The 24,177-nt window shown below is 72.2% G+C and carries 21 protein-coding genes; 4 read left to right on the plus strand and 17 right to left on the minus strand.

Annotated features, from left to right (window positions below):
• Window positions 1-12: 12 nt before the first annotated feature.
• The 6 genes from MA879_RS00285 to MA879_RS00310 all read right to left on the minus strand — a co-directional run bounded on the left by MA879_RS00285 (window position 13) and on the right by MA879_RS00310 (window position 7,319).
• Entirely contained in the window at window positions 13-657 is a 645-nt protein-coding gene (locus MA879_RS00285) for an ABC transporter ATP-binding protein (RefSeq protein ID WP_248122229.1), read from the minus strand.
• Window positions 654-1,709: a hypothetical protein gene (locus tag MA879_RS00290; protein ID WP_248122231.1), complete on the minus strand. Its 1,056-nt coding sequence runs from the start codon at window positions 1,707-1,709 to the stop codon at window positions 654-656. The genes MA879_RS00285 and MA879_RS00290 overlap by 4 nt, the downstream gene beginning before the upstream one ends.
• The gene (locus MA879_RS00295; RefSeq protein WP_248122233.1) at window positions 1,706-2,311 is read right to left on the minus strand and encodes a hypothetical protein; all 606 of its coding nucleotides are present in this window, start codon (window positions 2,309-2,311) and stop codon (window positions 1,706-1,708) included. The genes MA879_RS00290 and MA879_RS00295 overlap by 4 nt, the downstream gene beginning before the upstream one ends.
• Before the next feature lie 642 nt (window positions 2,312-2,953).
• Window positions 2,954-3,565: a hypothetical protein gene (locus MA879_RS00300; RefSeq protein WP_248122235.1), complete on the minus strand. Its 612-nt coding sequence runs from the start codon at window positions 3,563-3,565 to the stop codon at window positions 2,954-2,956.
• Window positions 3,562-5,565, minus strand: coding sequence for an ABC transporter ATP-binding protein (locus MA879_RS00305; protein WP_248122238.1), 2,004 nt, complete (start codon window positions 5,563-5,565; stop codon window positions 3,562-3,564). Before MA879_RS00305 ends, MA879_RS00300 begins: the two co-directional genes overlap by 4 nt.
• Window positions 5,562-7,319, minus strand: a complete 1,758-nt coding sequence (locus MA879_RS00310; RefSeq protein ID WP_248122240.1) for an ABC transporter ATP-binding protein — start codon at window positions 7,317-7,319, stop codon at window positions 5,562-5,564. The genes MA879_RS00305 and MA879_RS00310 overlap by 4 nt, the downstream gene beginning before the upstream one ends.
• A 193-nt stretch (window positions 7,320-7,512) precedes the next feature.
• On the opposite strand from MA879_RS00310, the gene MA879_RS00315 reads away from it, so the two are divergent.
• Window positions 7,513-8,193 (plus strand): hypothetical protein, encoded by a 681-nt coding sequence (locus MA879_RS00315; protein WP_248122242.1) that lies wholly within the window; start codon window positions 7,513-7,515, stop codon window positions 8,191-8,193.
• Between the two features lie 4 nt (window positions 8,194-8,197).
• On the opposite strand, the gene MA879_RS00320 is transcribed toward MA879_RS00315, so the two are convergent.
• The 8 genes from MA879_RS00320 to MA879_RS00355 form a co-directional block, all read right to left on the minus strand.
• Window positions 8,198-9,070 (minus strand): TrmH family RNA methyltransferase, encoded by an 873-nt coding sequence (locus tag MA879_RS00320; protein WP_248122244.1) that lies wholly within the window; start codon window positions 9,068-9,070, stop codon window positions 8,198-8,200.
• A 155-nt stretch (window positions 9,071-9,225) separates the two neighbouring features.
• A complete protein-coding gene (locus tag MA879_RS00325) occupies window positions 9,226-9,420 on the minus strand; it encodes a hypothetical protein (RefSeq protein ID WP_248122246.1) in 195 nt (64 codons plus the stop codon).
• A 156-nt stretch (window positions 9,421-9,576) separates the two neighbouring features.
• Window positions 9,577-9,855: a metal-sensitive transcriptional regulator gene (locus MA879_RS00330; RefSeq protein WP_248122248.1), complete on the minus strand. Its 279-nt coding sequence runs from the start codon at window positions 9,853-9,855 to the stop codon at window positions 9,577-9,579.
• 71 nt (window positions 9,856-9,926) lie between these two features.
• Window positions 9,927-10,709, minus strand: a complete 783-nt coding sequence (locus MA879_RS00335) for a sulfite exporter TauE/SafE family protein (protein WP_248122641.1) — start codon at window positions 10,707-10,709, stop codon at window positions 9,927-9,929.
• A gap of 6 nt (window positions 10,710-10,715) precedes the next feature.
• A complete protein-coding gene (locus tag MA879_RS00340) occupies window positions 10,716-11,309 on the minus strand; it encodes a rhodanese-like domain-containing protein (RefSeq protein WP_248122250.1) in 594 nt (197 codons plus the stop codon).
• A gap of 34 nt (window positions 11,310-11,343) precedes the next feature.
• Window positions 11,344-12,747 (minus strand): MBL fold metallo-hydrolase, encoded by a 1,404-nt coding sequence (locus tag MA879_RS00345; RefSeq protein WP_248122252.1) that lies wholly within the window; start codon window positions 12,745-12,747, stop codon window positions 11,344-11,346.
• A 203-nt stretch (window positions 12,748-12,950) separates the two neighbouring features.
• Window positions 12,951-14,225 carry a phospholipase D-like domain-containing protein gene (locus MA879_RS00350; RefSeq protein WP_418001200.1) on the minus strand — a complete coding sequence of 425 codons (1,275 nt, stop codon included), beginning with the start codon at window positions 14,223-14,225 and terminating at the stop codon, window positions 12,951-12,953.
• 61 nt (window positions 14,226-14,286) lie between these two features.
• Complete coding sequence (locus MA879_RS00355) at window positions 14,287-15,261, minus strand: acyl-CoA thioesterase (RefSeq protein ID WP_248122255.1); 975 nt, start codon at window positions 15,259-15,261, stop codon at window positions 14,287-14,289.
• A gap of 117 nt (window positions 15,262-15,378) precedes the next feature.
• Here MA879_RS00355 and MA879_RS00360 point away from each other — a divergent pair, with 117 nt between their 5' ends.
• Entirely contained in the window at window positions 15,379-15,987 is a 609-nt protein-coding gene (locus MA879_RS00360; RefSeq protein ID WP_248122257.1) for a hypothetical protein, read from the plus strand.
• A gap of 12 nt (window positions 15,988-15,999) precedes the next feature.
• Window positions 16,000-17,214, plus strand: a complete 1,215-nt coding sequence (rlmC, locus tag MA879_RS00365; protein WP_248122259.1) for a 23S rRNA (uracil(747)-C(5))-methyltransferase RlmC — start codon at window positions 16,000-16,002, stop codon at window positions 17,212-17,214.
• Window positions 17,215-17,227: 13 nt separating this feature from the next.
• On the opposite strand, the gene MA879_RS00370 is transcribed toward rlmC, so the two are convergent.
• The 3 genes from MA879_RS00370 to MA879_RS00380 form a co-directional block, all read right to left on the minus strand.
• Window positions 17,228-18,235 carry an ArsA family ATPase gene (locus MA879_RS00370; RefSeq protein WP_248122261.1) on the minus strand — a complete coding sequence of 336 codons (1,008 nt, stop codon included), beginning with the start codon at window positions 18,233-18,235 and terminating at the stop codon, window positions 17,228-17,230.
• Window positions 18,236-18,298: 63 nt separating this feature from the next.
• Complete coding sequence (locus MA879_RS00375; RefSeq protein WP_248122263.1) at window positions 18,299-18,562, minus strand: cory-CC-star protein; 264 nt, start codon at window positions 18,560-18,562, stop codon at window positions 18,299-18,301.
• Window positions 18,563-18,577: 15 nt separating this feature from the next.
• Complete coding sequence (locus MA879_RS00380; protein WP_248122264.1) at window positions 18,578-20,302, minus strand: carbon starvation CstA family protein; 1,725 nt, start codon at window positions 20,300-20,302, stop codon at window positions 18,578-18,580.
• Window positions 20,303-20,784: 482 nt separating this feature from the next.
• Here MA879_RS00380 and MA879_RS00385 point away from each other — a divergent pair, with 482 nt between their 5' ends.
• A complete protein-coding gene (locus tag MA879_RS00385; RefSeq protein ID WP_248122265.1) occupies window positions 20,785-24,168 on the plus strand; it encodes a beta-phosphoglucomutase family hydrolase in 3,384 nt (1,127 codons plus the stop codon).
• The last annotated feature ends 9 nt before the right edge of the window (window positions 24,169-24,177 follow it).

The following is a 24,177-nucleotide window of genomic DNA, read 5'->3' on the forward strand; positions in this document are numbered from 1 at the left end:
GGGCCTCCGGGTTCACAGTCGCACCACCTCGTCCGCACGGGCGACGACGGCCGGGTCGTGCGTGGCCACCACCACGGTGCGCCCCTCCCCCGCGGCCTCGGCCAGCGCGTCGAGCACGAGGGAGGCGTTGTCCGGGTCGAGGTTGCCCGTGGGCTCGTCGGCCAGCACCACCGCAGGGGTGTTCACGAGTGCCCGGCAGACCGCCACGCGCTGGGCCTGCCCGCCGGAGACCTGGCCCGGCCGGTGCTCGGCCCGGTGCCCGAGGCCGAACCGCTCCAGCAGGATCCTGGCCCGGCCTTCGAGCTCGCGGCGGGGCAGGCCGGCGTAGAGGCCGGGCTCCACCACCGAGTCCAGGATGGGCCGGGACGGGTCCAGCTCGGCGTCCTGGAACACGAACCCCACGGACGTGGCCCGCAGCCGCGCCCGGCGCCGGTCCGGGAGGGCGGAGGCGTCGACGTCGCCCAGGCGCACCACGCCCGCCGAGGGCGTGAGCATGAGCCCCAGCACGTACAGCAGCGTGGACTTGCCGCGCCCGGACGGGCCGGTGAGCGCGGTGACGGCGCCAGGGGTGAAGCGGTGGGTCAGGCCGTCGAACAGCTCCTCCGCGCCGCGCGTGTACGCGAAGCGCAGGTCCGCCACGGAGAGCTCCGCGTTCACGGGGCGCCGTTCAGCACGCGCACGGTCTCCCCGGCGTCCACGCCGTCCACCACGGCCAGTCCGTCCGCGGAGCCGCGGACGGTGACGGTGCGCTCCTCCTGGACGCCGTCGCGAACCACGGTGACCCTCGCGGCGCCGTCAGGCTGGGTGCGCAGCGCGGACACGGGGACCACGGGCCCGGTGACGGGCGGGACCACGTTGACCTTCGAGAGCAGGGAGGTGGAGGCCTCGGCGGGCAGGGAGTCGCAGTCCGCGCCGCACACCGCGCCGCCGTCGGGGGCGGTCAGGGGGATGCGGATCAGCCCTTGGTCGTCCGCGGTGGACTCGCCGGCCACGGCCTGCCATGTGTGCCCACCGTGGGGCACGGTCACCGCGGTGCCGGCCGGGATCATGGCGGCCTGGTCCTGGTTGACCTCGATGGCGAACGTGGGCTCGTCGCCGGGGCGGGCGACGATGGTCTCGCCTCCCGCGAGCGCGCCGCCGACGGCCGTGGCCTTCGCGTCCACGCTGAGCGCGGCGGGGAGTGATTCCAGCACCACGAGCTGGCCCAGCTCCACGGTGTCCGCGGCCGGGTAGTCGCGCTCGGTGAGCCAGCCGTTCCAGGCGACAGCGGTGGCCTCGTCCCAGGTGCCGGTGACCTCCACCTTCGCTCCCGTGGCGGCGAGCATGCGCTGGAACGCGGCGACATCGCTGCCGGTGGCGCCCTCGCCGAGCGCCCGCCACTGGGGCAGCTCGCCCTGCACGGTGATCACGGGCTGCTGCGCGACGGCGTACAGCACGTCCCCGGCGGCCACCTCACCGGACTCCCCGGCCCGGGTGACGACGCCGGACAGCGCGTTCACGGCGGCGGGCGCCTGCTCGCGCGTCACGGAGACGCCGAGGGTGATGACGCGGCCGAGCTCCTGCTCGGCGACGGTGACGAGAGCGTCCTCGGACGGACGCTGCTCGGCCTGGGCCGGAGGGGTGAGCGTGGCCCGGCCAGCCCAGAAGGCGAGGGCGGCGACGAGCACCACCGCGAGGACGAGGGCGGCCCAGCGGGCGGGGCGGGTCATGGGGCCGTTCCCCAGAAGACGTCCTGTGGCGGCAGCTCCGGGCAGGTCTGGGCGATCTGGGCCTCCCGTTCCTCCGAGACTCCGACCATGGTGGTGCTGTAGGGCCACCAGTCGTGGCGGTCCTGCGTGAAGAAGGAGGTCACAAAGGATTCTTTGGATGGACGGGAACTCGTGTCCACGTGCAAGCCCTGAGCCTCGAGGCAAGGGATGAGGTACTGGTCCCAGTAGTCATAGACAAGGCGAAGCTGCGGTTCGCTCCAATCCTGGGTATAGCTCGGGTCGACTGGGTGCTGGGCGATGCAGGTGTTCATCGCCAGCGCCCAGGCGCGAGCCTGCGCAGCCGGCGGCGTGGAGTATCGGAGACCGCCCGTCGGCGAGACCTCGACGGGGAATCCGTCTGCCCTCATGCACGAGGCGACCTTCTGATCTGATTCCAGGGGAGTCGTGGACCAGTCCTTCCGCTGGACCTGAAGGATCTCGGGAGTTCCCCCGCTCTCTGCCAGGCGGTCCATCTGTTCTCGGTAGGCCGCTTCCTTCTCCGGCTCCGTCGCCAGAACGGGTTCGATGACCTCGGTCGGTTTCCATGTGGCGGCATCCCACACCTTTGAGGGGGTACTGCCTGTCTCCGCGTGCGCCGACGCTCCTGCGTCCGCGCCGGAAGCACACCCCGCCAACAAGAGGGCCCCGACGAGTCCGACCATGGCACCAGCGAAACCGCTTGTCATTCGCCCCTCAGGCACAAGACACCCCAGCGCTCGCAGAGAAAATATCAGTAGGGGTAGTAGCAGTAGCCATTGCTACCCGAAAGAAGCAATGAGACCGAATCGGCCTTCCAGGTCTGGGTGCCTCGGAGACCAGGCTCCCAGTACCTCACGTAGTAGTTGGCTTTGGTACTCGACACTCCCCCAACCGACACCGTGAGGTAATCCCCGTACCGCTGCTGCTCGCCTCGTGCTCCCACCTACCCGCCTCCTGCGCTGCAGTCCTGCCGACCGGAGTCCGTCAGCGCCTGCGCTGGCACCGCACCGGAGACGGCCAACAGTCCAGCGACGGCCACGCCGGCACCGACCTTAGAAATCCGCTGCCTCATACCCATGTCGCTCATCCTTATGGTTCACGCCCAGTCGTGAGCTACGTCACACTATACGAAGGTGCTCGCCCTGTGTCCAGAGAATTCTCGGTCGGTCCACAGACGTGCCCCACCAGGGAGACAAGAGGGTCCTGCGCGTGACGGATGCGCAATCTCAGGGGACGAATGAGCGCGGCCACCCCGGCAGGTGCGGCCCAACGACCGGCCCGGTCACGTCCCCGTCGTCGACGACGCGCGCCGCCTCCAGGACGTAGGCCTCGCCGTCCAGGAGCATCCGCGTGACTACGGCGTTGCCGAGATCCACCTCCGCGTACCCTGTTGCCTCGCTCCCCGCCGGCTCCTCTCGGCGCACCAGGTCCACCCGCACGGCGCGCTCGCCCAGCCAGCGGGCCGCGCACACCCGGTGCTGGTCATGGGTCCCGCCCCAGATCCCCAGCTCGGCGGGGGCGAACATCGCCAGCACCCGGTGCGACGGGGACAACCACGGCCACACCCGTTCCCGGGTGAAGCCCTCCTGCCCCGGCGACGCGTGGACCACCAGCCGCTCCTGTCCCGTGCGCGGGTCGTAGAAGAGATCGCGCCGCGCAGATCGGGCCGCGAAACCGCCGTCGCCGCGCGCCCGGACCTCGTACACCTCCGGCTCCGGCTGGTGCGGGCTCGTGAGGCTCACCCGCGCCTGGATGGGGAACGTCATGCGGTGGTCCCGCGTCGCGGCGACGACGGCGGCCACCGCTTCGGCGCCGGCGTCCCCCCGCCTCGGGGTCACCGGGCGTCCTCGCGCGAGGCGGGCGCGCCGCCGTCGTCGTGGTGCTCGTCCTCCCCGCCCTGGAACTGACTCGTGTACAGCCGGTGATAGGCGCCGCGCGCGGCGAGCAGCTCGTCATGGGAGCCCTGCTCCACGATGTCGCCGTGCTCCATCACCAGGATCACGTCCGCGTCCCGGATGGTGGAGAGGCGGTGCGCGATCACGAAGCTCGTCCGGTCGCTGCGCAGCGCCGCCATGGCCTCCTGCACCAGCACCTCGGTGCGGGTGTCCACGGAGGAGGTGGCCTCGTCCAGGATGAGGATGGACGGCTGCGCCAAGAACGCCCGCGCGATGGTGATCAGCTGCCGCTCGCCGGCCGAGACGTTGTCCGCGTCCTGCTCGATCACCGTGTCGTAGCCGTCCGGGAGCGTGCGCACGAAGCGGTCCACGAACGTGGCCTTCGCCGCGGCGACGACCTCCTCGTCCGTGGCGTCCAGCCGCCCGTAGCGGATGTTCTCCCGGATGGTCCCGCCGAACAGCACTGCATCCTGCAGCACCATGCCGGTCACGGCGCGCAGCTCGGCCCGGGACACCGAGCGGATGTCCACGCCGTCCACCAGGATCCGGCCGCCGTCCACCTCGTAGAACCGCATGATGAGGTTCACCAGGGTGGTCTTGCCCGCGCCGGTGGGCCCGACGATCGCGATGGTCTGGCCCGGCTGCGCCACCAGGTCCAGGTCCGTGATGAGCGGCTTCTCCGGGGTATAGGAGAACCGCACGTGCTCGAACTCCACGCGGCCGCGCACCGGCCGCGGCAGGTGCGCGACGGCGTCGCCGTCCGGGGCCTGCTCGGGCTCGTCGAGGAGCTCGAAGATGCGCTCGGCCGAGGCCACGCCGGAGATCAGCATGTTGGCCATGCCGGCCACCTGACCCAACGGCTGGTTGAACTCGCGCGAGTACTGGATGAACGCGGTCACCGCGCCCAGGGTCATCTGGCCGTTGGCCACCCGCAGCCCGCCCACCACGGCGATCCCCACGTATCCCAGCCAGTTCACCCACTGCATGATCGGCATGATCATCCCGGAGTAGAACTGCGCCTTGAACGAGGCCTCGTACATGGCCTCGTTGCGCTCGTCGAAGCGCTCGGCCATGTCCGCCTGCCGCCCGAACACGGTCACCAGCTCGTGCCCGGTGAAGGACTCCTCGATGTGCCCGTTGAGCCGGCCGGTCTCCCGCCACTGCGCAGTGAACAGCGCCTGGGACTTCTTGCCCACCACGCCGACGACGACGCCCGCCACCGGCAGTGCGATCAGCGCGATCAGGGCGAGCTGCCAGGACAGCCAGAACATCATCCCGACGATGCCGAGGATGGTCAGCACCGAGTACACGAGGGTGGCGAACGCCTGCTGCAGGGCCTGCTGGACGTTGTCCACGTCATTGGTGGTGCGGGAGAGCAGGTCGCCGCGCTGGCGGGTGTCGAAGTAGCTCAGCGGCAGCCGGTTGACCTTCGCCTCGATGTCCTGGCGCAGCCGGAACACGATCCGCATCACCAGGTCGTTCAGCACGCGCCCCTGCAGCCACATGAACGTCTGCGCCACCACATACATGGCCAGGACGATCAGGATCAGCCGCCCCAGCTCGCCGAAGTCGATCCCCTGCCCCGGCGTGAACGCCATGCCGGACAGCATGTCCGCGGCCTGGCCCTCACCCTGGGCTCGCAGGCCCTCGATCACCTGCTCGCGGCTCATCCCCGCGGGCATCTCCCGGGAGACGAGGCCGCCGAAGATCACGTCCATCGCCCGTCCCAGGACGTGCGGGGCCCACACGTTGAACACGACGGCGACCAGCACCATCAGCGCGACCACCACCAGGCCGGTGCGCTCGGCCTGGAACAGGCCCAGCAGCCGCCGGGCCGACGGCCAGAACGCCTTGGCCTTCCGGCCGGGTCCACCGCCCCACTCGTCCGTGACGCCCGCCTCCTGGAGCTCGGCGAGCTCGGCGTCCGTCAGCTGCTCGCTCATGCCGGCTCCTCCTCGCGCACCTGGGAGTCCACGATCTGCCGGTAGGTCTCGTTGCCGGCCAGCAGCTCGGCGTGGGTGCCGCGGCCGACCACCCGGCCTTCGTCCAGCACCACGATCTGGTCCGCCTCGGTGATGGTGGCCACCCGCTGGGCGACGACGATGCGGGTGATGCCCGCGGCCCGCGCGTCCAGAGCCCCCCGCAGGCGAGCGTCCGTGGTCACGTCCAGGGCGGAGAACGAGTCGTCGAACACCAGGATCCGCGGCGCTGCCACGAGCGCACGCGCGATGGACAGCCGCTGCCGCTGGCCGCCGGAGACGTCCGTGCCGCCCTGGGAGAGACGGGACTCCAGCCCGCTGGCCGCCGTCTCCCCCTCCCCGGTGGTCCGCTCCCGCACGAAGTCCGCGGCCTGCGCGGTCTTCAGGGCCGCCCAGATCTGCTCCTCGGTGGCGCCCGGCGCGCCGAAGCGCATGTTCTCGGCCACCGTCCCGGAGAACAGGAACGGCTTCTGCGGGACGAGCGCCACGGCGTGGGTCAGCTCCGCCCGCGCCAGTTGCGTCACCGGCACCCCGTCGAGCAGCACCTGCCCGTCCGTGGCGTCGTAGAGGCGCGGGATGAGGTTCACCAGCGTGGACTTGCCGGCGCCGGTGGAGCCGATGATCGCCGTCGTGGTGCCGGGGGCCACGGTGAAGCTGACGCCGTCCAGCACCGGCGCCTCGGCGCCGGGGTAGGCGAAGGTGACGTCCCGGAACTCGACCTCCCCGCGCCGCTGCGCGGGCTCCACGGGGTGCACCGGCTCGGCGAGGGTGGGCACGGTGTCCAGGACCTCGCCGATGCGGCCGGCGGAGACCACGGCGCGCGGGAGCATCATCATCATGAAGGTGCCCATCATGACAGCCATGAGGATCTGCAGCAGGTACTGCATGAACGCGGTGAGGGAGCCGACCTCCACGAGCCCGGCGTCGACCCGCTGGCCCCCGAACCACAGCACCGCCGCCGTGGCCAGGTGCAGGATCATCGTGATCACCGGGCCCAGCAGCACGAAGAGCCGGCCGATCAGCACGGAGGTGCGCGCCAGCGCACCGTTGGCGTCCGTGAACCGCTCCGCCTCGTGGCGCTCGCGCACGAACGCCCGGACCACGCGGATGCCGGTCACCTGTTCGCGCATCACGCCGTTGACGGCGTCGATCTCGTCCTGCATGCGCCGGAACAGCGGCATCAGGCGCGCCACGATGACCCCGACGATCACCAGCAGCACCGGCACGGAGACCCACACGAGCCAGGACAGCCCGGGGTCCTCCTGCACGGCCATGAGGATGCCGCCCACCGCCATGATCGGCACCGCCACCATGAAGTTCAGGCCCATCAGGGTGAGCATCTGGACCTGGTTGACGTCGTTGGTGCCGCGCGTGATCAGCGTGGGCGCGCCGAAGCGGCCGAGCTCCTCGGCGGAGAACCCGTCCACGCGCGTGTAGACCGCGCGGCGCAGGTCCCGGCCCACGCCCATGGCGGCCTTCGCCCCGAACCAGACCGCGGCGATCGCGGCCACCACCTGCACGAGCGCCACCCCGAGCATGACGAGCCCGAGGTCCCAGATCCGGGCGGTGTCCCCGCGGGCCACGCCCTCGTCGATGATGCGCGCGTTGAGGCTGGGCAGGTACAGCATGGCCAGCGTGCTGACCAGCTGGAGCACGACGACGGCCAGCACCGCGCCGGCATACGGGCGCAGGTGCCGGCGCAGCAGGGTCCAGAGCATGGGGCTCCCAACGAGGTGTCGAGGCAGGGCGTCCGTGGGGTCACGGCCCGTCGAGGACGATTCTCCACGAACCTCCGGACAGCATAAGCCTCCCCACAGGGACGACGGCAGCGCCGCCCGGCTCGGTCTACAGTGGCCGAACATTCACCCGCGACCGATACGGCCGTCACGTGTTCGGCGGAAGGGGGAGGCGATGGCCGGCCGCCAGCACCATGCAGGGACCAGTCTCCGCGTCCGCACCGGTGACGGGGCCGTCGTCGTGGTCCGGGTGGAGGGGCGCCTGGCGGGAGGTCCCGGGCGCCTCACCATCGAGGACCGCGCGAACACGCGCGGACTCGCCCTGCACACCCGCCGAGCGGGAGGCCCCGTCGAGGGCCTCGAGGTGGAGCTCGTGCGCACCGGCCTCTTCGGTGACGAGGCGTCCACCGGCCTCGCCCTCCTTCCCGACGACCGCGGCGCCCCCGTCTGGCTCCGCGCACCGGAGCGCTCGGACGCGGGCCGGATCCTGACCGACGTCGTGGAGGGACTCGCCGCGCCGGAGCTTCCGCTGGAGGCCCGGCTGTGGCACGCCCACCGCACGCGGGAGCCCGGCGGGGAGGTCGAGCGCCTGGCCGCCACGTGGCAGGGGCCCGGCGCCGAGGACCCGTGGCACACGGAGCTGCACGTGGCCCACCACGTGGACGCGGGGACCACGGAGTTCCTGGCGGTCGACGGGAGCACGGACCAGGCCTGGACGCTGGCCGACGCCGTCCACACCCCCGGCATGCCCCTCGCCTGGCGAGTCCACCCCGCACCCCGGCCGGACGAGGCGAGCCGGGCCGGCGAGGCGCTCTACAGCCTGATCGTGGCGTTCGCGGGCGCCCTCAAGGGCTGAGCGCTCAGCCCTCCGAGGGGGACGGCAGCGGGTTGGCCCCGCGCCGCTCGTACATGGCCAGCGCGGCGGAGACGGAGACGTTGAGGGACTCCACGTCCGGGTGGATGTCGATCCGCACCGAGCGCTCCGCCGCCTGCTCGAGCCGCGAGGACGCCCCGCGCTTCTCCGAGCCCAGCAGCAGAGCGAGGCGCCCCTCGATCCCCGCGATCCCGGACAGCGGCTCCCGCGCCTCCGGGTCCAGCGAGACCAGGGGGACGCCGGCCTCGCTCAGGTGGGCGACGACGTCGTCGGCCGTGGCGAGCGCCAGCGGCAGGGCGAAGACCATGCCGCGCGAGGCCCGCACGAGGCGGCGGTCCGTCACGGAGGCGAGGTCCGAGTCCACGAGGATGAGCCCCGCGAAGCCGAGGGCCTTGGCCGAGCGCGTCACCGCGCCGATGTTGCCCATGAGCTTCACGCCGTCCAGCACGGCGACGTCCCCGGGGTGCTCCAGCAGCTCCGCCACGGTGAGCGGCTTGGGGCGGCGGGCCAGCGCGAAGATCCGCGAGCGCCGCTCCACGCCGAACAGCTCCTTGGCGGCGTGGGTGGAGACCACCTGCACGTCCGCGTCGGCGGGCAGCAGCTCCGTCACGGACGCCGGCAGCTCGGTGTCCTCGCCGTGGAACACGGTGAACACCGCGACGCCGTGGCGCAGGGCCTCGGCGAGGGGCTCCTCGTCGTCGATGATGATGGCCCGCGAGCCCTTGTTCCTGCCCTTGAGCAGCTCGCGCACCTTGGCCAGGCGGGCGTCCTTGGGGTCGGTGATGACGCCGGCGGGGGCGTCGCCGTCGCGGGTCTCAGGGGCGGCGTCGGACGGGGCGGAGGGCTGCTCGGAGGACATGCGGCCATCCTAGGTCTCCCCCACCCCCGCCGAATCGACTGCACTTCTGACCCTTCTCAGGCCGGACGAGGCTCTCAGAAGGGTCAGAAGTGCAGGGAATTCGCAGGTGGGCGGGTGGGCGGACCGGTCGGCGGCGTCGGACGGCCGCTGCGGCGTCAGCGCCCGAACAGCCGGGACAGGAAGCCGCCGCGGGGCTCCGCGGCGCCGGCGCCGGCCGCGTGCTCGGCGGGGCCGTGGCGGCCGTCGCACCACTGACCGGCGGGCACGTCGGCCTTCACGGAGGCCACGTGCTGGCCGCAGCCGGCCCAGGTGGTCTTGCCGCAGACGTCGCAGGTCACTGCACGACACATGATGAGGGCCCTCTCGGTAGGGGATGGGGAGGGAATCGCCCCCTCCCTGGATCCACTGCACTCGTGACCCTTCTGGGGCCGGATTCCGCCCTCAGAAGGGTCAGAACCGCAGTGGATTCGCGGGGGGCGGGGGCGGGGGGGGTGGGACGGGGCGGGTCAGGCGAGGGACAGGAAGAGCTTCTCGAGCTCGGCCACGGTCAGCTGCTCCTCGCCCTCGGCCGCCTCGGCCGGGTCCGCCAGGCAGTGCTGCATGGCGGAGGAGACGATCGCGAAGCCGGCGCGGTCCAGCGCGGTGGACACGGCGGAGAGCTGGGTGACCACGTCCTTGCAGCGGCCCTCGCCCTCGACCTCGCGGATGACGGCGTCCAGCTGGCCGCGGGCCCGCTTGAGGCGGTTGACGATCTTGCGCTGGGTCTCGGCGTCGGCGGTGCGCACGGCGGCCTCCTTCTGACGGGGATGGGAAGGGAAATCATATCCCCGGGGGTATCCGGAGGCGTCGCCGGAGGTCACACGAGGAGACCGATGAGCTCCTGGACGAGGATCACCACGCCCATGGCCAGCACGAACCAGCCGAAGCCCTTCTTGAGCGCCTTCTCCGGGACCCGCTTCACGAGCGGGACGCCGATCAGCGCACCGACCAGGGCCACACCGGTGACCCACAGCAGCAGGTCCCACGGCAGCGTCACGCTGGTCAGGTAGCCGCCGAGGCCCGCGAAGGACTTCATGGCGATCACCAGCAGGGACGTGCCCACCGCGGCGGACATCGGCAGGCCGCCGAGCAGGACCAGCGCAGGGACCACGAGGAACCCGCCGCCGGCGCCGACGATGCCCGTGACGAAGCCGACGACGACGCCCTCCAGCAGGATCTTCCCGAGCGGGTGGCGGCGGGGCACGGCGTCAGCCGAGGCCTCCACTGAGGGGGCGGCCGCCGGCTGCTTCTTCTTGGGCCGGATCATGGCCCACGCCGTGAAGAGCATCATCACCGCGAAGGCGATCAGCAGCAGGGTCCCCGGCAGGAAGCCGCCGACGACGCCGCCCAGGAGGGCACCCACCATCGAGGCCGCGCCGAAGATCAGGCCGGTGCGCCACCGGACGGTGCCGTGCCGCGAGCGCAGCAGCACCGAGACCAGCGAGGTCACACCCACCACGAACAGGGAGCCCGCGATGGCCTGCTTCGGCTCGAGGCCGGCCACGTACGTCAGCAGCGGCACCATGAGGATCGATCCGCCGCCACCCATGAGGCCGAGCAGCAGGCCGACCACGAGGGCCAGTGCGAGGACGATCCACATCACGGGTCAGCTCCGCTTCCCCGCGCCGGCGGGGATGCGGCCGATCACGTCGCCCGCGGAGCGCTCCCGCGCGGGGCGGTTCCACGGCATCTTGGCCAGCACGGACGCCATGGCGCACGTGTTGGACACGGCGGAGAAGGACAGGCCCGCGCCGATCGCGGCGGGGATGAGGCCGAACCGCTTCGAGCCGACCTGGGAGGCCACGGCCCCGACCAGCGCGATGGACCCGGCGGTCATGCGGACCTGGCGGTCCATGGACCAGCGGTTGCCGCTGCGGACGACCTCGCCGCCGGCCTCGGCGTAGGCGGAGATGCCGCCCTGCAGGACGCGTGCGGAGGTGAAGCCGGCCTGGGCCAGACGGTCCTGGGCGGTGCCGGCCCGGCTGCCGGACTGGCAGACGAGCACCGCCGTGCCGTCCAGGCGGGCGGCGACCTCGTCCGCGTGCTCCTGGAGCAGGTCCAGCGGCACGTTGTAGGAGCCGGCGATGTGCTCGGTCTCGAACTCGCCGGGGGTGCGCACGTCCAGCACGACGGCGTCGGGGCGGGCGGCCAGCTCGGCCTTCAGGTCGCGCGGGGTGACGGGGGACAGGGTGACGTTCATGGGACGGGCTCCTCGGGGTTGGTCTGGGGGTGTGTCAGGACTGCTGCCAGGCGGCGTAGCTGTCCTCGAGCTCGACGACGTCGAACCCGGCGCGGCGCAGCGCCTGGGCGGCCACGATGTTGCGCAGGCCGGACTGGCAGAAGGTCACCAGCGTCTTGTCCTTCGGGAGCTCGTCCTGGTGGAAGAGGACCTTGCCGGAGTTCAGCTGCTGGGCGTCCGCGATGGTGCCGTCGGAGAACTCGGTCTTGTTGCGCACGTCCACCAGCACGGTGTCCTGCTCCGCGCCGACCTCGCCGGCCTCGATGCGGGACTTCAGCTCGGCGGCCTGCACGGTGGGCACCGGCTCCAGCGTAAGGCCGTCCACGGAGGTGGTGAACGCGGCGGCCGCGTCGACGCCCACGCGGATCATGTGGTTGCGCATCATGTCCGCGTCCTCGCGGTCCTCGGCGAGCAGCACGATCGCGGCGTCGTCACTCTCCGGGTCATAGGCCCAGCCGGCGTGCGTGGCGACCTTGCCGCGGGACGGGAAGGCCAGCGCGCCCGGCACGGTGCCGGCGAGGATCTCGTCCACGGCGCGGGTGTCCGCGAACACGGCGCCCTCGGCGAGCGTCGCCTGCACGCCCTCGGCGTCGAGCTCCACAAGCTCGGGCAGCTCGCCCAGGATGGCCGGGCCGATCTTGTTCTGGCGCTTCATGCGGGCGAAGTAGGCGTGGGCGTCGGGCTGGCCGTCGAGCAGCTCGTCGATGAAGCCCTGCTCGTCGTCGTTCTTCAGGTAGTCGGACCACCAGGCGAACTCGCGCTCGTAGCCGACCGTGGTGGAGGGCAGCGCACCGAGGGCCTTGCCGCACGCGGAGCCGGCGCCGTGGGCCGGGAACACCTGCACGTGGTCCGGGAGGGTCAGGAACTTCGCCTTGAGGGAGGCGAAGAGCTGCTGGGCGCCCTCGAAGCGGGTGTCGACGCCGCCGGCGGCCTCGTCCAGCAGGTCCGGGCGGCCGAGGTCGCCGGAGAACACGAAGTCGCCGGTGAGCATGTAGCCCGGGGCGTCGGCGAAGGCGCCGTCGGTGACCAGGAAGGACAGGTGCTCGGGGGTGTGACCCGGGGTGTGCACGGCCTCGACGGTGATGTTGCCGAGCTTCACGATGTCCCCGTCCTTGAGGAGGTTGCCCTCGAAGCCGTAGGCCCAGTCCTCGCCGCCCTCACCGGACAGGTGGATCTGGGCGCCGGTGGCGTGGGTCAGCTCGCGGGTGCCGGAGAGGTAGTCCGCGTGGATGTGGGTCTCGGTCACGTGGGTGATGGTCATGCCGTTCTTGGCGGCCAGGTCCAGGTACACCTGGATGTCGCGGCGGGGGTCCACCACCATCGCCTCGTTCTTCGCCTGGCAGCCGATCACGTAGCTGGCCTGGGCGAGGTCCTCGTCGTAGATGCGCTCGAGCAGCATGCGCTCTCCTGTCGGGGGCCGGCGGGGCCGGCATCGGGGTGGGGGCGCGCCGGGCCGTCAGCCCATCGCCATACCCCCGGGGGTATGTAATCGAGCGTACCTGGTACCCCCGGGGGTATGCAAGAGGGGCTTCGGCGACGGCCCCGCACGACGACGGCGGGCCGCCCGGAAGGGGCGGCCCGCCGTCGTCACGGTGCGCGGGGTCAGAGCAGGGGGCGCAGCGGGCGCATCAAGGTCTCCACCACGCGCGCCATCCCGTGCCGGTCCTTCCACCGCGCACCGGTGAGCACCTCGGAGACCGCGGAGTCCGCCGCGAAGATCTCCTCCATGCGCGCGGCGAAGTCCCGGTCCACCACGGACAGGTTCGTCTCGTAGTTGAAGCTGAGGGACAGCCGGTCGATGTTCGCGGTGCCCACGGTGGACCACTCGCCGTCGATCGTGGCGGTCTTGGCGTGGATCATGCCCGCCGCGTACAGCACGACCGTGATGCCGGCGTCCAGCATCTCCGCGTAGAACCCCCGGGACACCCAGTCCGCCACCACGTGGTTGGAGTCCTTCGGGATCATCACGCGCACGTCCACACCCCGGCGGGCGGCGTCCTCGAGGGCCTCGAGGACCTGCCGGTCCGGGATGAAGTACGGGGTGGAGATGTAGATGCGCCGCTGGGCGCGGTCGATCGCCTCCAGGTACACGGTGCGGATCGGATAGGTCAGCCGCAGCGGCATGTTCGCCGCCACCGTGACCACCGGCTCCCAGGACAGCGGGGTGATCCACCCCATCTGCTCCTCCTGCGGGTGCGCGGCGTTCCACACCTGGCTGATGGAGTGGTCCAGCCCCCAGACGGCCGGCCCCTCCTCCTTCACATGGGTGTCCCGCCACTCGGTCGCGTACTCGTCGCCGATGTTGTATCCGCCCACGTAGCCGACCCTGCCGTCCACCACCAGGATCTTGGAGTGGTTGAAGCCACTGTGCCGCACCGGTCCGCGCCAGTACGGGCGCGCGAACGCCGGCAGCCGGAACACCCGCACGTCCGGGTGGAAGCCGCGGTAGAAGGACCGCGGCACCACGAGGTTGCCGAACCCGTCGTACTGCACCCAGACGTCCACCCCGCGCTGCGCCGCCCGGTTGACCGCGTCCCTGAAGCGCCGGCCGGTCGCGTCGTCCTTCCAGATGTAGGTCTCGAGCTTGACGGTCTCCTGGGCCCCATCGATGGCGGCGATCATGTCGTCGAACACGTCCTGCCCGGACGTGAAGATCGTCAGCGCGGACGTGGAGACCTGCGCCTGGAACGTCCCCGGCCGCTGGGCGGGACGCCGGAGGCGGCCCTGCCGCTTGGCCATGTCGTACACGGTGACGCCCAGCGCCGCGGCCACCGGCACGGCGCCGAAGGCCAGGCCGTAGACGGCCGCGGCGCGCACGGCCACCGAGGTGAGGATATCGGACGGGCGCTGGACACGGAGACGCTCAGACGGGCTCATGGCGCGAGTGTACTGACGCGCTGCGGGCCCCACCCACCCGGGGGCCATCCGGCCCGCGCCTTCAGCCGACCCGCGCCGAGGGTGCCGCCTCGGTCCAGGCGGCACCGACCTCGGAGCGCAGCCGCACCAGCTCCACCGCCGAGTCGCGCAGGTGCCGGGCGGCCTCCCCCTCGGGTCGCCACGGCCGCACGGGCAGGGCCCGTCCGTCGTCGCCCACGTCCACCATGACGGAGATCGAGTGCGCCACCAGCTCGGGCTGCCGGGCACTGCGCGGCCCGGCGTGGACGCGCAGCGCCACGTACATCGACCGGGGGGTCGTGTTCACGAGCAGGGCGTCCACACGCACCAGGTCCCCCACCCGCACCGGCCGGACGAACCGCACGCCGCCGGCGAAGACGGCCGCCACGTTCTCATGCCCCGTCCAGCGCGCCGCGCACACCGCCGCGGCCTCGTCCAGCCAGCGCATCACGGCACCGCCGCGCACCGTCCCGCCCACCGAGGCCTCGGCGACGGGGGCGATGAACGCCAGGCTGACCATCTCGTCATGGACCTGGCCCGGTTCGGGGAAGGGCAGGCGCGCCATGGCCCGCTCCACCGCACGCCGCTCGATGCTCGATGTCCGGGCCTGCTCGTCCCGCTCGATCTGACCGGGAGTGGCGGGGATCCACTCAGGCACATCCTGGGGCGGGCCGCCCTCGTCCGCCGCGTACACGCACAGGGAGCTGGTCGAGACCACGGGATGGCCGTCGTCGTCGAGGATCTCGGGCAGCAGCAGCCGCGTCTGCACGTGGACGGCAGGGCCATGGGTGCGGACCACCCGGCCCTGGACGGTCACGCGGGTGTCCACGGGGATGGGCCGGCGGAACTGCATGTTGCCCATGTAGCGCGCCCGGACGTGCATCCCGGACCAGGAGGCGGCCACGGCGTACGCGACCTTGTCGATCCACCCGATCACGGTGCCGGCGTCCACGAGGCCGGAGGGGTGGTCGAAGCTCTCCGCCCGGAAGTCGAGGGACAGGGCTCCGGGACGTCTCATGCCCCGAAGGTATCACCGACGCCACGTCCCAGGTGATCTCTCTCACTCTCCACCCATGGGACGTCCAGGCGGGCGTCAGGTCGCCGACGGGTCCGCGGGCGCGGGACAATGGCGGGCATGACCCCGCGCGACCCCCTGCCCCTGCCCGTCGAGCCCCAGACCCCCCACGCCCGCCTGGCGCGGCGCGTGGCCGCGGTGGTCGACGACCGGGGCGAGGCCGCCGTGGCGGGCCTGGCCGTGCGTCTGCTCACCGGGGCCGTGACGCCGGAGGACGTGACCTCGGGCGCGGCCCGCGCCCTGACCGGCGACGACGGCGCCCTCTCCCCCGCCGCGACCGGCGCCCTGGCGCTGAGCTCGGTGTGGCACCGACGCGCGGTGCCGGCCCTGACGGACGCGCTCGACGCCGACGCCCCGGACGTGCGCGCCGCCGCGCTGCTGGTGCTGGCCGTGCGCGCGGACGCCCTGCGGGCCGACGCCCTGGTGGACCGGGCCCTCGTGGAGCGGGTGCGCGACGCCGCCGGGGACCCCCACCCGGAGGTGCGCGAGGCCGCGGCCTCGGCCCTGGGTGCGCTGGCCCGCGCCGAGGACCTCGAGAGGGTGGAGCCGACGCTCTCCGCGATGGTCATGGACCTGGACCCGGAGCTGGCCGCTGCCGCGGAGCTCGCTCTGGCACACGTGGCGCAGCGCCTCGGCCGCCCGGACCTCGACCCGGCCCCGCAGAACTGAGGCGCCGGACCCGTGCAGTGCCCCCACTTCGACGCCGGCGAGTGCCGCTCCTGCCCCCTGATGGGCGTGCCGTACGCGCGGCAGCTCGCGGACAAGCAGGCCGCGGTGCTGGCCGGACTGGCGGACGTGCTGGACGCGGGGACGGTGGTGGAGGAGCCGTTCGCCGGGCCCGAGTCCGGGTTCCGCAACAAGGCCAAGCTGGTGGTGACGGGCACGGCGCAGGCCCCGCGGCTGGGCATCCTGGACCCCCGGCAGCACCCGAGACACCACGACGGCACGGGCGTGGACCTGCGGGACTGCGGCCTCTACCTGGACGGCATGGAGGGCGTGTTCCACGCGTGCGCGGCCGCGATCACGGCGGCGGGCCTGGAGCCCTACGACGTCGCCGCGCGCACGGGCGAGCTGAAGAACGTGATCGTGACCCTCTCCCCCGAGCGGGAGGCGATGGTGCGGTTCGTGCTGCGCTCGCGCGAGCGGCTCGAGGCGCTGCGCGCCGCGGTGCCGGGGCTGCTGGCGGACCTGGGCGCCCGGGGCACGCCGGCCGCCGTCGTGAGCGCCAACCTCCTGCCCGAGCACGTGGCCCTGCCCGAGGGGGACGAGGAGATCCTGCTGGCCGGGGCGGAGACCCTGACGATGCGCCTGAACGGGGTCGGCCTGCGCCTGCGCCCGCAGGGCTTCTTCCAGACCAACACCGCGGTCACCGAGGGCCTGTACGCGACGGCGGCCCGCTGGCTCACGGAGGGCGACGGCGGCGTCCCCGCCGCGGCGTGGGACCTGTACTGCGGCGTCGGCGGGTTCGCGTTCCACCTGGCGGCCGCGGGCGTGCCCGAGGTGTGGGGCCTGGAGACCACCGCGGAGGCCGTGGCGGCGGCGCAGGAGACGGCGCGGGAGCTGGGCGCGGCGGACCGCGTGCGGTTCGCGGCCGGCGACGCCACCCGAGCGCTGTCCCCCGAGGGGCAGGAGCCGTCCGCCGACGACGGCGACGCGCCCGCCGGCCTCCCGGAGGCCGTCGTCGTGAACCCGCCCCGGCGCGGGATCGGCGCCGACCTCTCGGCGGCGCTCGAGGCCTCGGGGATCCCGACCGTCCTCTACTCGAGCTGCAATCCGCGCACCCTCGCGCAGGACCTCGCGCGGATGCCCTCGTACCGGGCCGAGCGGGTCCGGGTGTTCGACATGTTCCCGCAGACCGCGCACACCGAGACGCTCGTGCTGCTCCGGCGGCGCTGACCCGGCCCGCCCCTCAGCCCAGCAGCCGTCCGATCGCCGTCACGGCCTCCCGGCCGGTGGGCTCGCCGTCCACCCACGGCACCTGCACCACGGGCACGTGCGGCACCTGGCGCACCAGATCCGCCATGTGCCCCGCCTCGGACACCGACCGCGCGGCGAGCGCCGCGCCCGCGTCCTCGGGCGAGCGCCGGTTGACCACCAGGGCCGCCACGGCGATCCGGTCCTCGGCCAGGCGGCGGCACAGCTGCACGGTCTCCAGCACGGGCATCCGCTCGGCCGTCAGCACCGGCACGAACGTGCACCGGTCCGGGTCCGTCAGCAACGCCTCCATGTCCGCGAAGATCCGGCGCCGTGCGGTGAGCACCTCGCGGATGCGCAGGTCCCGCCGCTCCTGCGCGGTCCGTGGCCCCTCGAGCCCGCGCCTGCCGTCCAGGCCGCGCATCGCGTCCGCGTACCTCTCGGTCCGGTCGCGCCGTTCCAGCAGCCCGTCCGCCCAGGCGCCCATGAGGGTGGGCAGCTCGAGCAGCCGCGTCGTGTGACCGGTGGGGGCCGTGTCGAACAGGACCGCGTCGAACCGCTCCTGCGCCTCGAGGGCGATCCGGGAGATCCGTTCCAGCAGCGCCGCCTCATGCGTGCCGGGTGAGGCCGCGGCGAGCCGGAAATACCGGTCGACCTCCTGGTGGAGGTGCTCCGGCATCAGGCCGCGCACCGTGTCCTTCACGGCGCCCAGGTGCCGCGCCGCCACCGCGTCCGGGTCCACCTCCACCCCGACGACGGCTCCCCCGCCCTCCGCGGTCAGCAGGTCCGTCTCCGTGTCCCCGACCTCGGTGTCCCACAGGTGGCCGAGGTTGTGCGCCGGGTCCGTGGAGACCACGAGCACGCGCCGCCCGGCGGCGGCGAGGGCCGCGGCGGTGGCGGAGGCGACCGTCGTCTTGCCCACGCCTCCCTTGCCGCCGAAGAAGACGACCTGCCGGGAGGCGAGGTGCGTGCTCAGGCCCGTGTCCGTCGTCGTGGAGCCCACCGGATGTCCTTTCCTCCTTCGCCGAGTCCTCTGCTGGGTGCGGGGCGGGGTGCAGGACCCCGCTCAGCAGCAGCTCATAGTGTCCAGCGGGGAGCGCTCCATGCCCATCCGCCGGTGCCACTCGTGGAACCGCTCGTAGACCACGGGCAGCAGCTCCACCGTGTAGTAGGTGGCGGGATTGGGCACGCCGAGGGCGTCCGAGAAGACCATCATCATGAACAGGTCCTCCTCGTCCCGGCGGGCCCGGGCGAAGGTGGCCCGGTAGGGGCCGGCGTAGAACGCGTTCAGCCCCTCCGAGAGCGCCCTCAGGCGTTCGCCGACACCCATGCGTTCCTCCGCCGTTCAGCCGCGGCGGCCGCCGGAGGGCTCCAAGGCGTCCTCGGCGTCCACGGCCTCGTCCTCCTCCGGGGTGACGGCCGGGGCCCTGCGGGCGGCGGCCATGGCACCGAAGGCGGTGACCAGCACCCAGAGCGCGCTGACCAGGATGATGACGTCCAGGACCAGGAGCAGCCAGTTCTGCGCGTTCCAGAACTGCCCCAGCTGGACGAACAGTGCGTACACGGACATGAACGCCACGAACACCAGCGGGAGGAGCACCGGCAGGACCGGACGGCGTAGGCGCAGCAGGATGACGCACACGATGGACAGCGTCAGCGCGGCCATGAGCTGGTTGGTGGTGCCGAACAGGGGCCAGATGACCATGCCGCCGGAGCCGTCCGCACCGGCGCCGAACGCCAGGCCCATGGTCACGGCGAGAACGATCAGCGTGGAGACCAGGGTCCCGAGCTTCAGACCCAGGATCCCGCCGATCTCCGCCACCACGAAGCGCTGCAGGCGCACACCGGTGTCCATGGTGGTCGCGGCGAAGAGCACGGCCATGGTCGCGAGGATCGTGGAGGACAGGCCGGTGGGGATGCCCAGTCCGGTGTTGAGGATCTGGCCGCCGGCGGTCACGAAGGCCTGCACCCCGCCCTGGCCGAAGGCCGAGTAGACCTCCTCCCAGTCCGCGAGAGAGCGGAAGCCCGCGGTCACCGCGATGATGGTGCCGAGGGACAGCAGGCCCTCGCCGACAGCGCCGAAGTAGCCGACGAACCGGGCGTCGGTCTCCTTCGCGATCTGCTTCGAGGAGGTGCCGGAGGAGACGATGCCGTGGAAGCCGGAGATCGCACCGCAGGCGATGGTCACGAACAGCAGCGGAATGATGCCCGGGGTGCCCTCCGGGACGTTCTCGTTGTAGAACGGGGCCACCACGGTGGGCGAGGAGATGAGGATGGCGCCGTAGAGGATGCCCAGGCCGATGAACAGCTGCAGGCCGTTGATGTAGTCGCGCGGCTGCAGGAGCATCCACACCGGCAGCATGGAGGCGATGCCCGCGTAGACGAAGAGGACGACGATCCAGAAGGCGTTCGCCGAGAGCCCGAGGATGGTCTCCGGCAGGACGATCGGGAAGCGGTCGCCGAGCAGCATGAGTCCGTAGAGCGCGCCCACGCCCACCACGGAGACCAGCGGCAGGCTCCACTTGAGGCGGTAGATCGCCTGGCCGACCAGCAGCGCGACCACGATCGCGCCCCAGGTGGGGATGACGGCGGTGGGGGTGGAGACCAGCAGGTTGGAGATCACCACCGCGAAGGCGGCGTTCACCATGAGCAGCAGCAGGAAGATCACCACGAGGAACAGGTTGCGGCCGTGGCGGCCGATGTACTTGCCCGAGAGCGTGCCGATCGACTGCGCCTTGTTGCGACCCGAGGCCCACAGGGCCCCGAGGTCGTGCATGCCGGCGAAGAAGACGGTGCCGAGCGTGACCCAGAGGAAGGCCGGGCCCCACCCCCAGATCACGGCCACCGCCGGGCCCACGATGGGCGCCGCACCGGCCACGGACGTGAAGTGGTGGCCCCAGAGGACCAGCTTGTTGGTGGGGATGAAGTCGATCCCGTCCTCATAGCGGTGGGCGGGCGTGATGTAGTCCGGGTCCAGCCGGTACACCTTCCTGGCCAGGAACCGTGAGTAGAGCAGGTAGCCGGCGACGATCATCGCGACGCCGACCAGCGCGAGCACGAGGGAGTTCATCGTGTGACCTCATTCGGGGAAGTGCGTGCGGGGCAGGGGTGCAGAATGTGATGCGAGACACACTAGTGGAACGCTCCCTGTTCTCAGAGTCGTGACCGCACAAGTCCGCGTGGCGGGGACTGCGTCGGACGCGGACCCGCCCCGAAGACCCGCGCACAGGGAAGGGGCCCCGGATCGCTCCGGGGCCCCTTGCCTGTCATCACTCGCACCTTCATCGCTCGCACCTCGATGAAGTGGTTCCACTGTAGGAAGCCGACGTGTGCGCCCGCCCCACGCCGCCTGGCAATTCCCTGACAGCCGGGCTCCGGGACCCGCCGCCCGCGCGTCGAGAGCGGACTCACCCGGCACCCGCCGACACCCCCTCCCCTCCGCCCTCCGCCGCCCGTAGGCTGGGCACCAACCAACGCTGGCCCGCCCGGGAGCTCCCGGGCGGGCCCTGGCATGCCCGCACACCCCGACGTCCCCGAGAGCCGAGGCGCCCCGTGACCCAGACCTTCACCCCTGCCGAGCAGCAGGACCGGAACTCCCGCCGCCACCGCCTGCGCCGCTACCGCGCGGTGATCTTCGACATGGACGGCGTCATCACGGACACCGCCGGCGTGCACGCGGCGGCGTGGAAGGAGCTGTTCGACGAGGCCCTGCCGGCCGTGGGCGAGCTCGAGGCCAACCGCGACGCCGTCGCCGCGGACCCGGACGTCCTGCGCCCCTTCGACGCCCGGTCCGACTACCTGCACCACGTGGACGGCCGCCCCCGTGAGGACGGCGTGCGCGCCTTCTTCGCCTCGCGCGGGCTGCACGTGCCGGAGGCCGCCGACGACGTCGCGGCCTCGCGGCCCGACCTCACCGTGATCGCGCTGGCCGAGCGCAAGCAGGGGCACTTCGAGAAGGTCCTCGAGCGGGACGGGGTGCGGGTGTTCCCCGAGGCCGCCGAGCTGCTCGAGGAGCTGCGCCGCAAGGACGTGCCCGTGGCGCTGGTGACCTCCTCCAAGAACTCCCGCGCGGTGCTCTCCGCGGGCGGGGTCCTCGACTACTTCCCCGTGATCGTGGACGGTCACACCGCGGTGGAGCGCGGCCTGCCCGGCAAGCCGGACCCGGCCATGTTCTGGGAGGCCGCCCGCGAGCTCGGCGTGGACGTCGCGGACGCCATGGTCCTCGAGGACGCGGTCTCCGGCGTGAAGGCCGCCTCGGATGGCCGCTTCGGCCTGGTGATCGGCGTCAACCGCGAGCCGGAGAACGGCAAGGGCCGGCTCAAGGACGCCGGCGCGCACATCGTGGTGGAGGACTACGGCACGCTCGAGCTGCACAAGCGCACCACCACCCCCTTCGACGCCGCCTGGGTGCTGCGCTGGGACCGCTTCGACCCCGAGTCCGAGGGCACCCGCGAGGTGCTGTGCACCCTGGCCAACGGCTACTGGGGCACCCGCGGCTCCGTCCCCGGCACCCGCATCTCCGACGTGCACTACCCCGGCACCTACCTGGCCGGCGTGTTCAACCGCCTGACCTCCACCGTGCAGGGCCGCCACGTGGAGACCGAGCACATGGTCAACATCCAGGACTGGACGCCCCTGGTCGTCACGCCCGAGGGAGGCCGTCCCCTGCTGCCCGGCTCGGAGGAGATGCTGGACTACCACCAGGAGATGGACCTGCGCCGCGGCGTCCTGTCCCGCACCATGCGGTTCGAGGACGCGCAGGGGCGCATCACCACCCTGCACACGCGGCAGTTCCAGTCCCTGGCCGACCGCCACCTCGCCGCCCTCGAGCTGACGGTGGAGGCGGAGAACTGGTCCGGCCAGATGACCGTGCGCAGCCAGATCGACGGGCGCGTGGCCAACCTCAACGTCTCGGACGACCGCACGCTGGCGAACCAGCACCTCGAGCCGTCCCTCGCCCGCGAGGTGGACGGGGAGACCGTCCTGCTGGAGACGGTCACGAGCCAGTCCCGCGTGCACGTGGCCGTCGCCACCCGCACCCGCCAGATGGCGCCGGTGGGCCACCACCAGCCCATCCGCCGGCCCGTGGAGGGCTCGGACCTGCTGGTGGGCCAGGACATCCACCTGCACATCGAGCAGCACGTGCCCGTGGTGCTGGAGAAGACCGCGGCGGTGGCCAACACCCACGACCACGCGATGGCCTCCGTGTCCCACTCGGCCGTCAAGCGGGCCCAGCGCGCGCAGAACTTCCGCAACCTGCTGACCCTGCACGAGCAGCGGTGGGGCATGAACTGGGACCGGTTCAGCGTGCGGATCGACCTGGCCGAGCAGCACCGGGACCAGCGCCGCTCCACCGCGGACCTCGCCCCGGGCGAGGACTTCGAGGCGCCCGTGTTCGACGTCGGCCGCTCCGCCGCTGTCGGCGTCGCCGCCACGGAGGGCAAGGACGGCGCGTCCCTGCGCCAGCAGCTGGCCCTGAACCTGCACACGTTCCACGTGCTCCAGACCGCGTTCGGCAAGCGCCGCGACCTGGACGCCTCCGTGGGCGCGCGCGGCCTGCACGGTGAGGGCTACCGCGGCCACATCTTCTGGGACGAGATCTTCGTCTACCCCATGCTGACGCTGCGCCGCCCCGAGATCACCCGCGGCCTGCTGATGTACCGCTACCGCCGCCTCAACGAGGCCCGCGCCAACGCGCAGGCCGAGGGCTGGGCCGGCGCCATGTACCCGTGGCAGTCCGGCTCGGACGGCCGCGAGGAGACCCCCACCGAGCTGTGGAACCCGCGCTCGCGCATGTGGATGCCGGACAACTCCCACAACCAGCGCCACGTGTCCCTGGACATCGCCTACTCGGTGCTGCGGTACATCGAGATCGCCAAGGACGCGAGCTTCATCTCCGACTACGCCGCGGAGATGCTCGTGGAGATCTCCCGGTTCTTCGCGTCCATGACCCTGTTCAACCAGGAGACCGGCCGCTACGAGATCCACGGCGTCATGGGCCCGGACGAGTTCCACGACGGCTACCCGGAGACCCCCGGCTCGGGGCTGCGCAACAACGCGTACACCAACGTGCTGACCTCGTGGGTGCTGTCCGAGACCGCCCGCCTGCTGCGCTGGCTGGACACCCTGGACGACGGCCTGCCCGAGGTCATGGAGGTCCACGAGGAGGAGATCCAGCACTGGGAGGACATCAGCGCCAAGCTGACCGTCCCGTTCTTCGAGGAGGGCCCGGAGAAGGGCATCCTCGCGCAGTTCGAGGGCTATCAGGACCTGATCGAGTTCGACTGGGGCCGCTACCGCGCGAAGTACGGGAACATCGGCCGCATGGACCTGATCCTGCAGTCCGAGGGCGACGCCACCAACCGGTACAAGCTCTCCAAGCAGGCGGACACCCTCATGCTCCCCTACCTGTTCTCCGGCGCCGAGCTGGAGGAGATCCTGGGCCGGATGGGCTACGAGCTGCCGCAGGAGGCGCTCGAGCGCACCGTGGAGTACTACGAGGCCCGCTCCACCCACGGCTCCACGCTCTCCCGCCTGGTGCACGCGTGGGTGGCGGCCCGCACGGACCCGGACCGCTCGTGGGACCTGTTCACCGAGGCGCTCGAGTCGGACCTGTCCGACACGCAGGGCGGCACCACCCGCGAGGGCATCCACCTGGGCCTCATGGCGGGCACCGTGGACACCGTGATCCGCTGCTACTCCGGCCTGGAGACGCGCGACGACGTCGTCCGCCTGGACCCGCGCCTGCCCCGCCAGCTGCCCGGCGCGCGCTTCGTGATCCGGTACCACCAGCAGCCGGTGGTGATCCACATGACCCAGGAGGACGTGACGGTCACGGCCGGCGAGGGCATGTGGCACCCCGTGCCCATGGTGATCGCGGGGGCCGAGCACACGCTCGAGCCCGGCGGGGAGGTCACGGTGGCGCTGGAGCGCTGATCCGTGACG

The organism is Micrococcus lacusdianchii, assembly GCF_023155805.1.
Taxonomy (GTDB): domain Bacteria; phylum Actinomycetota; class Actinomycetes; order Actinomycetales; family Micrococcaceae; genus Micrococcus; species Micrococcus lacusdianchii.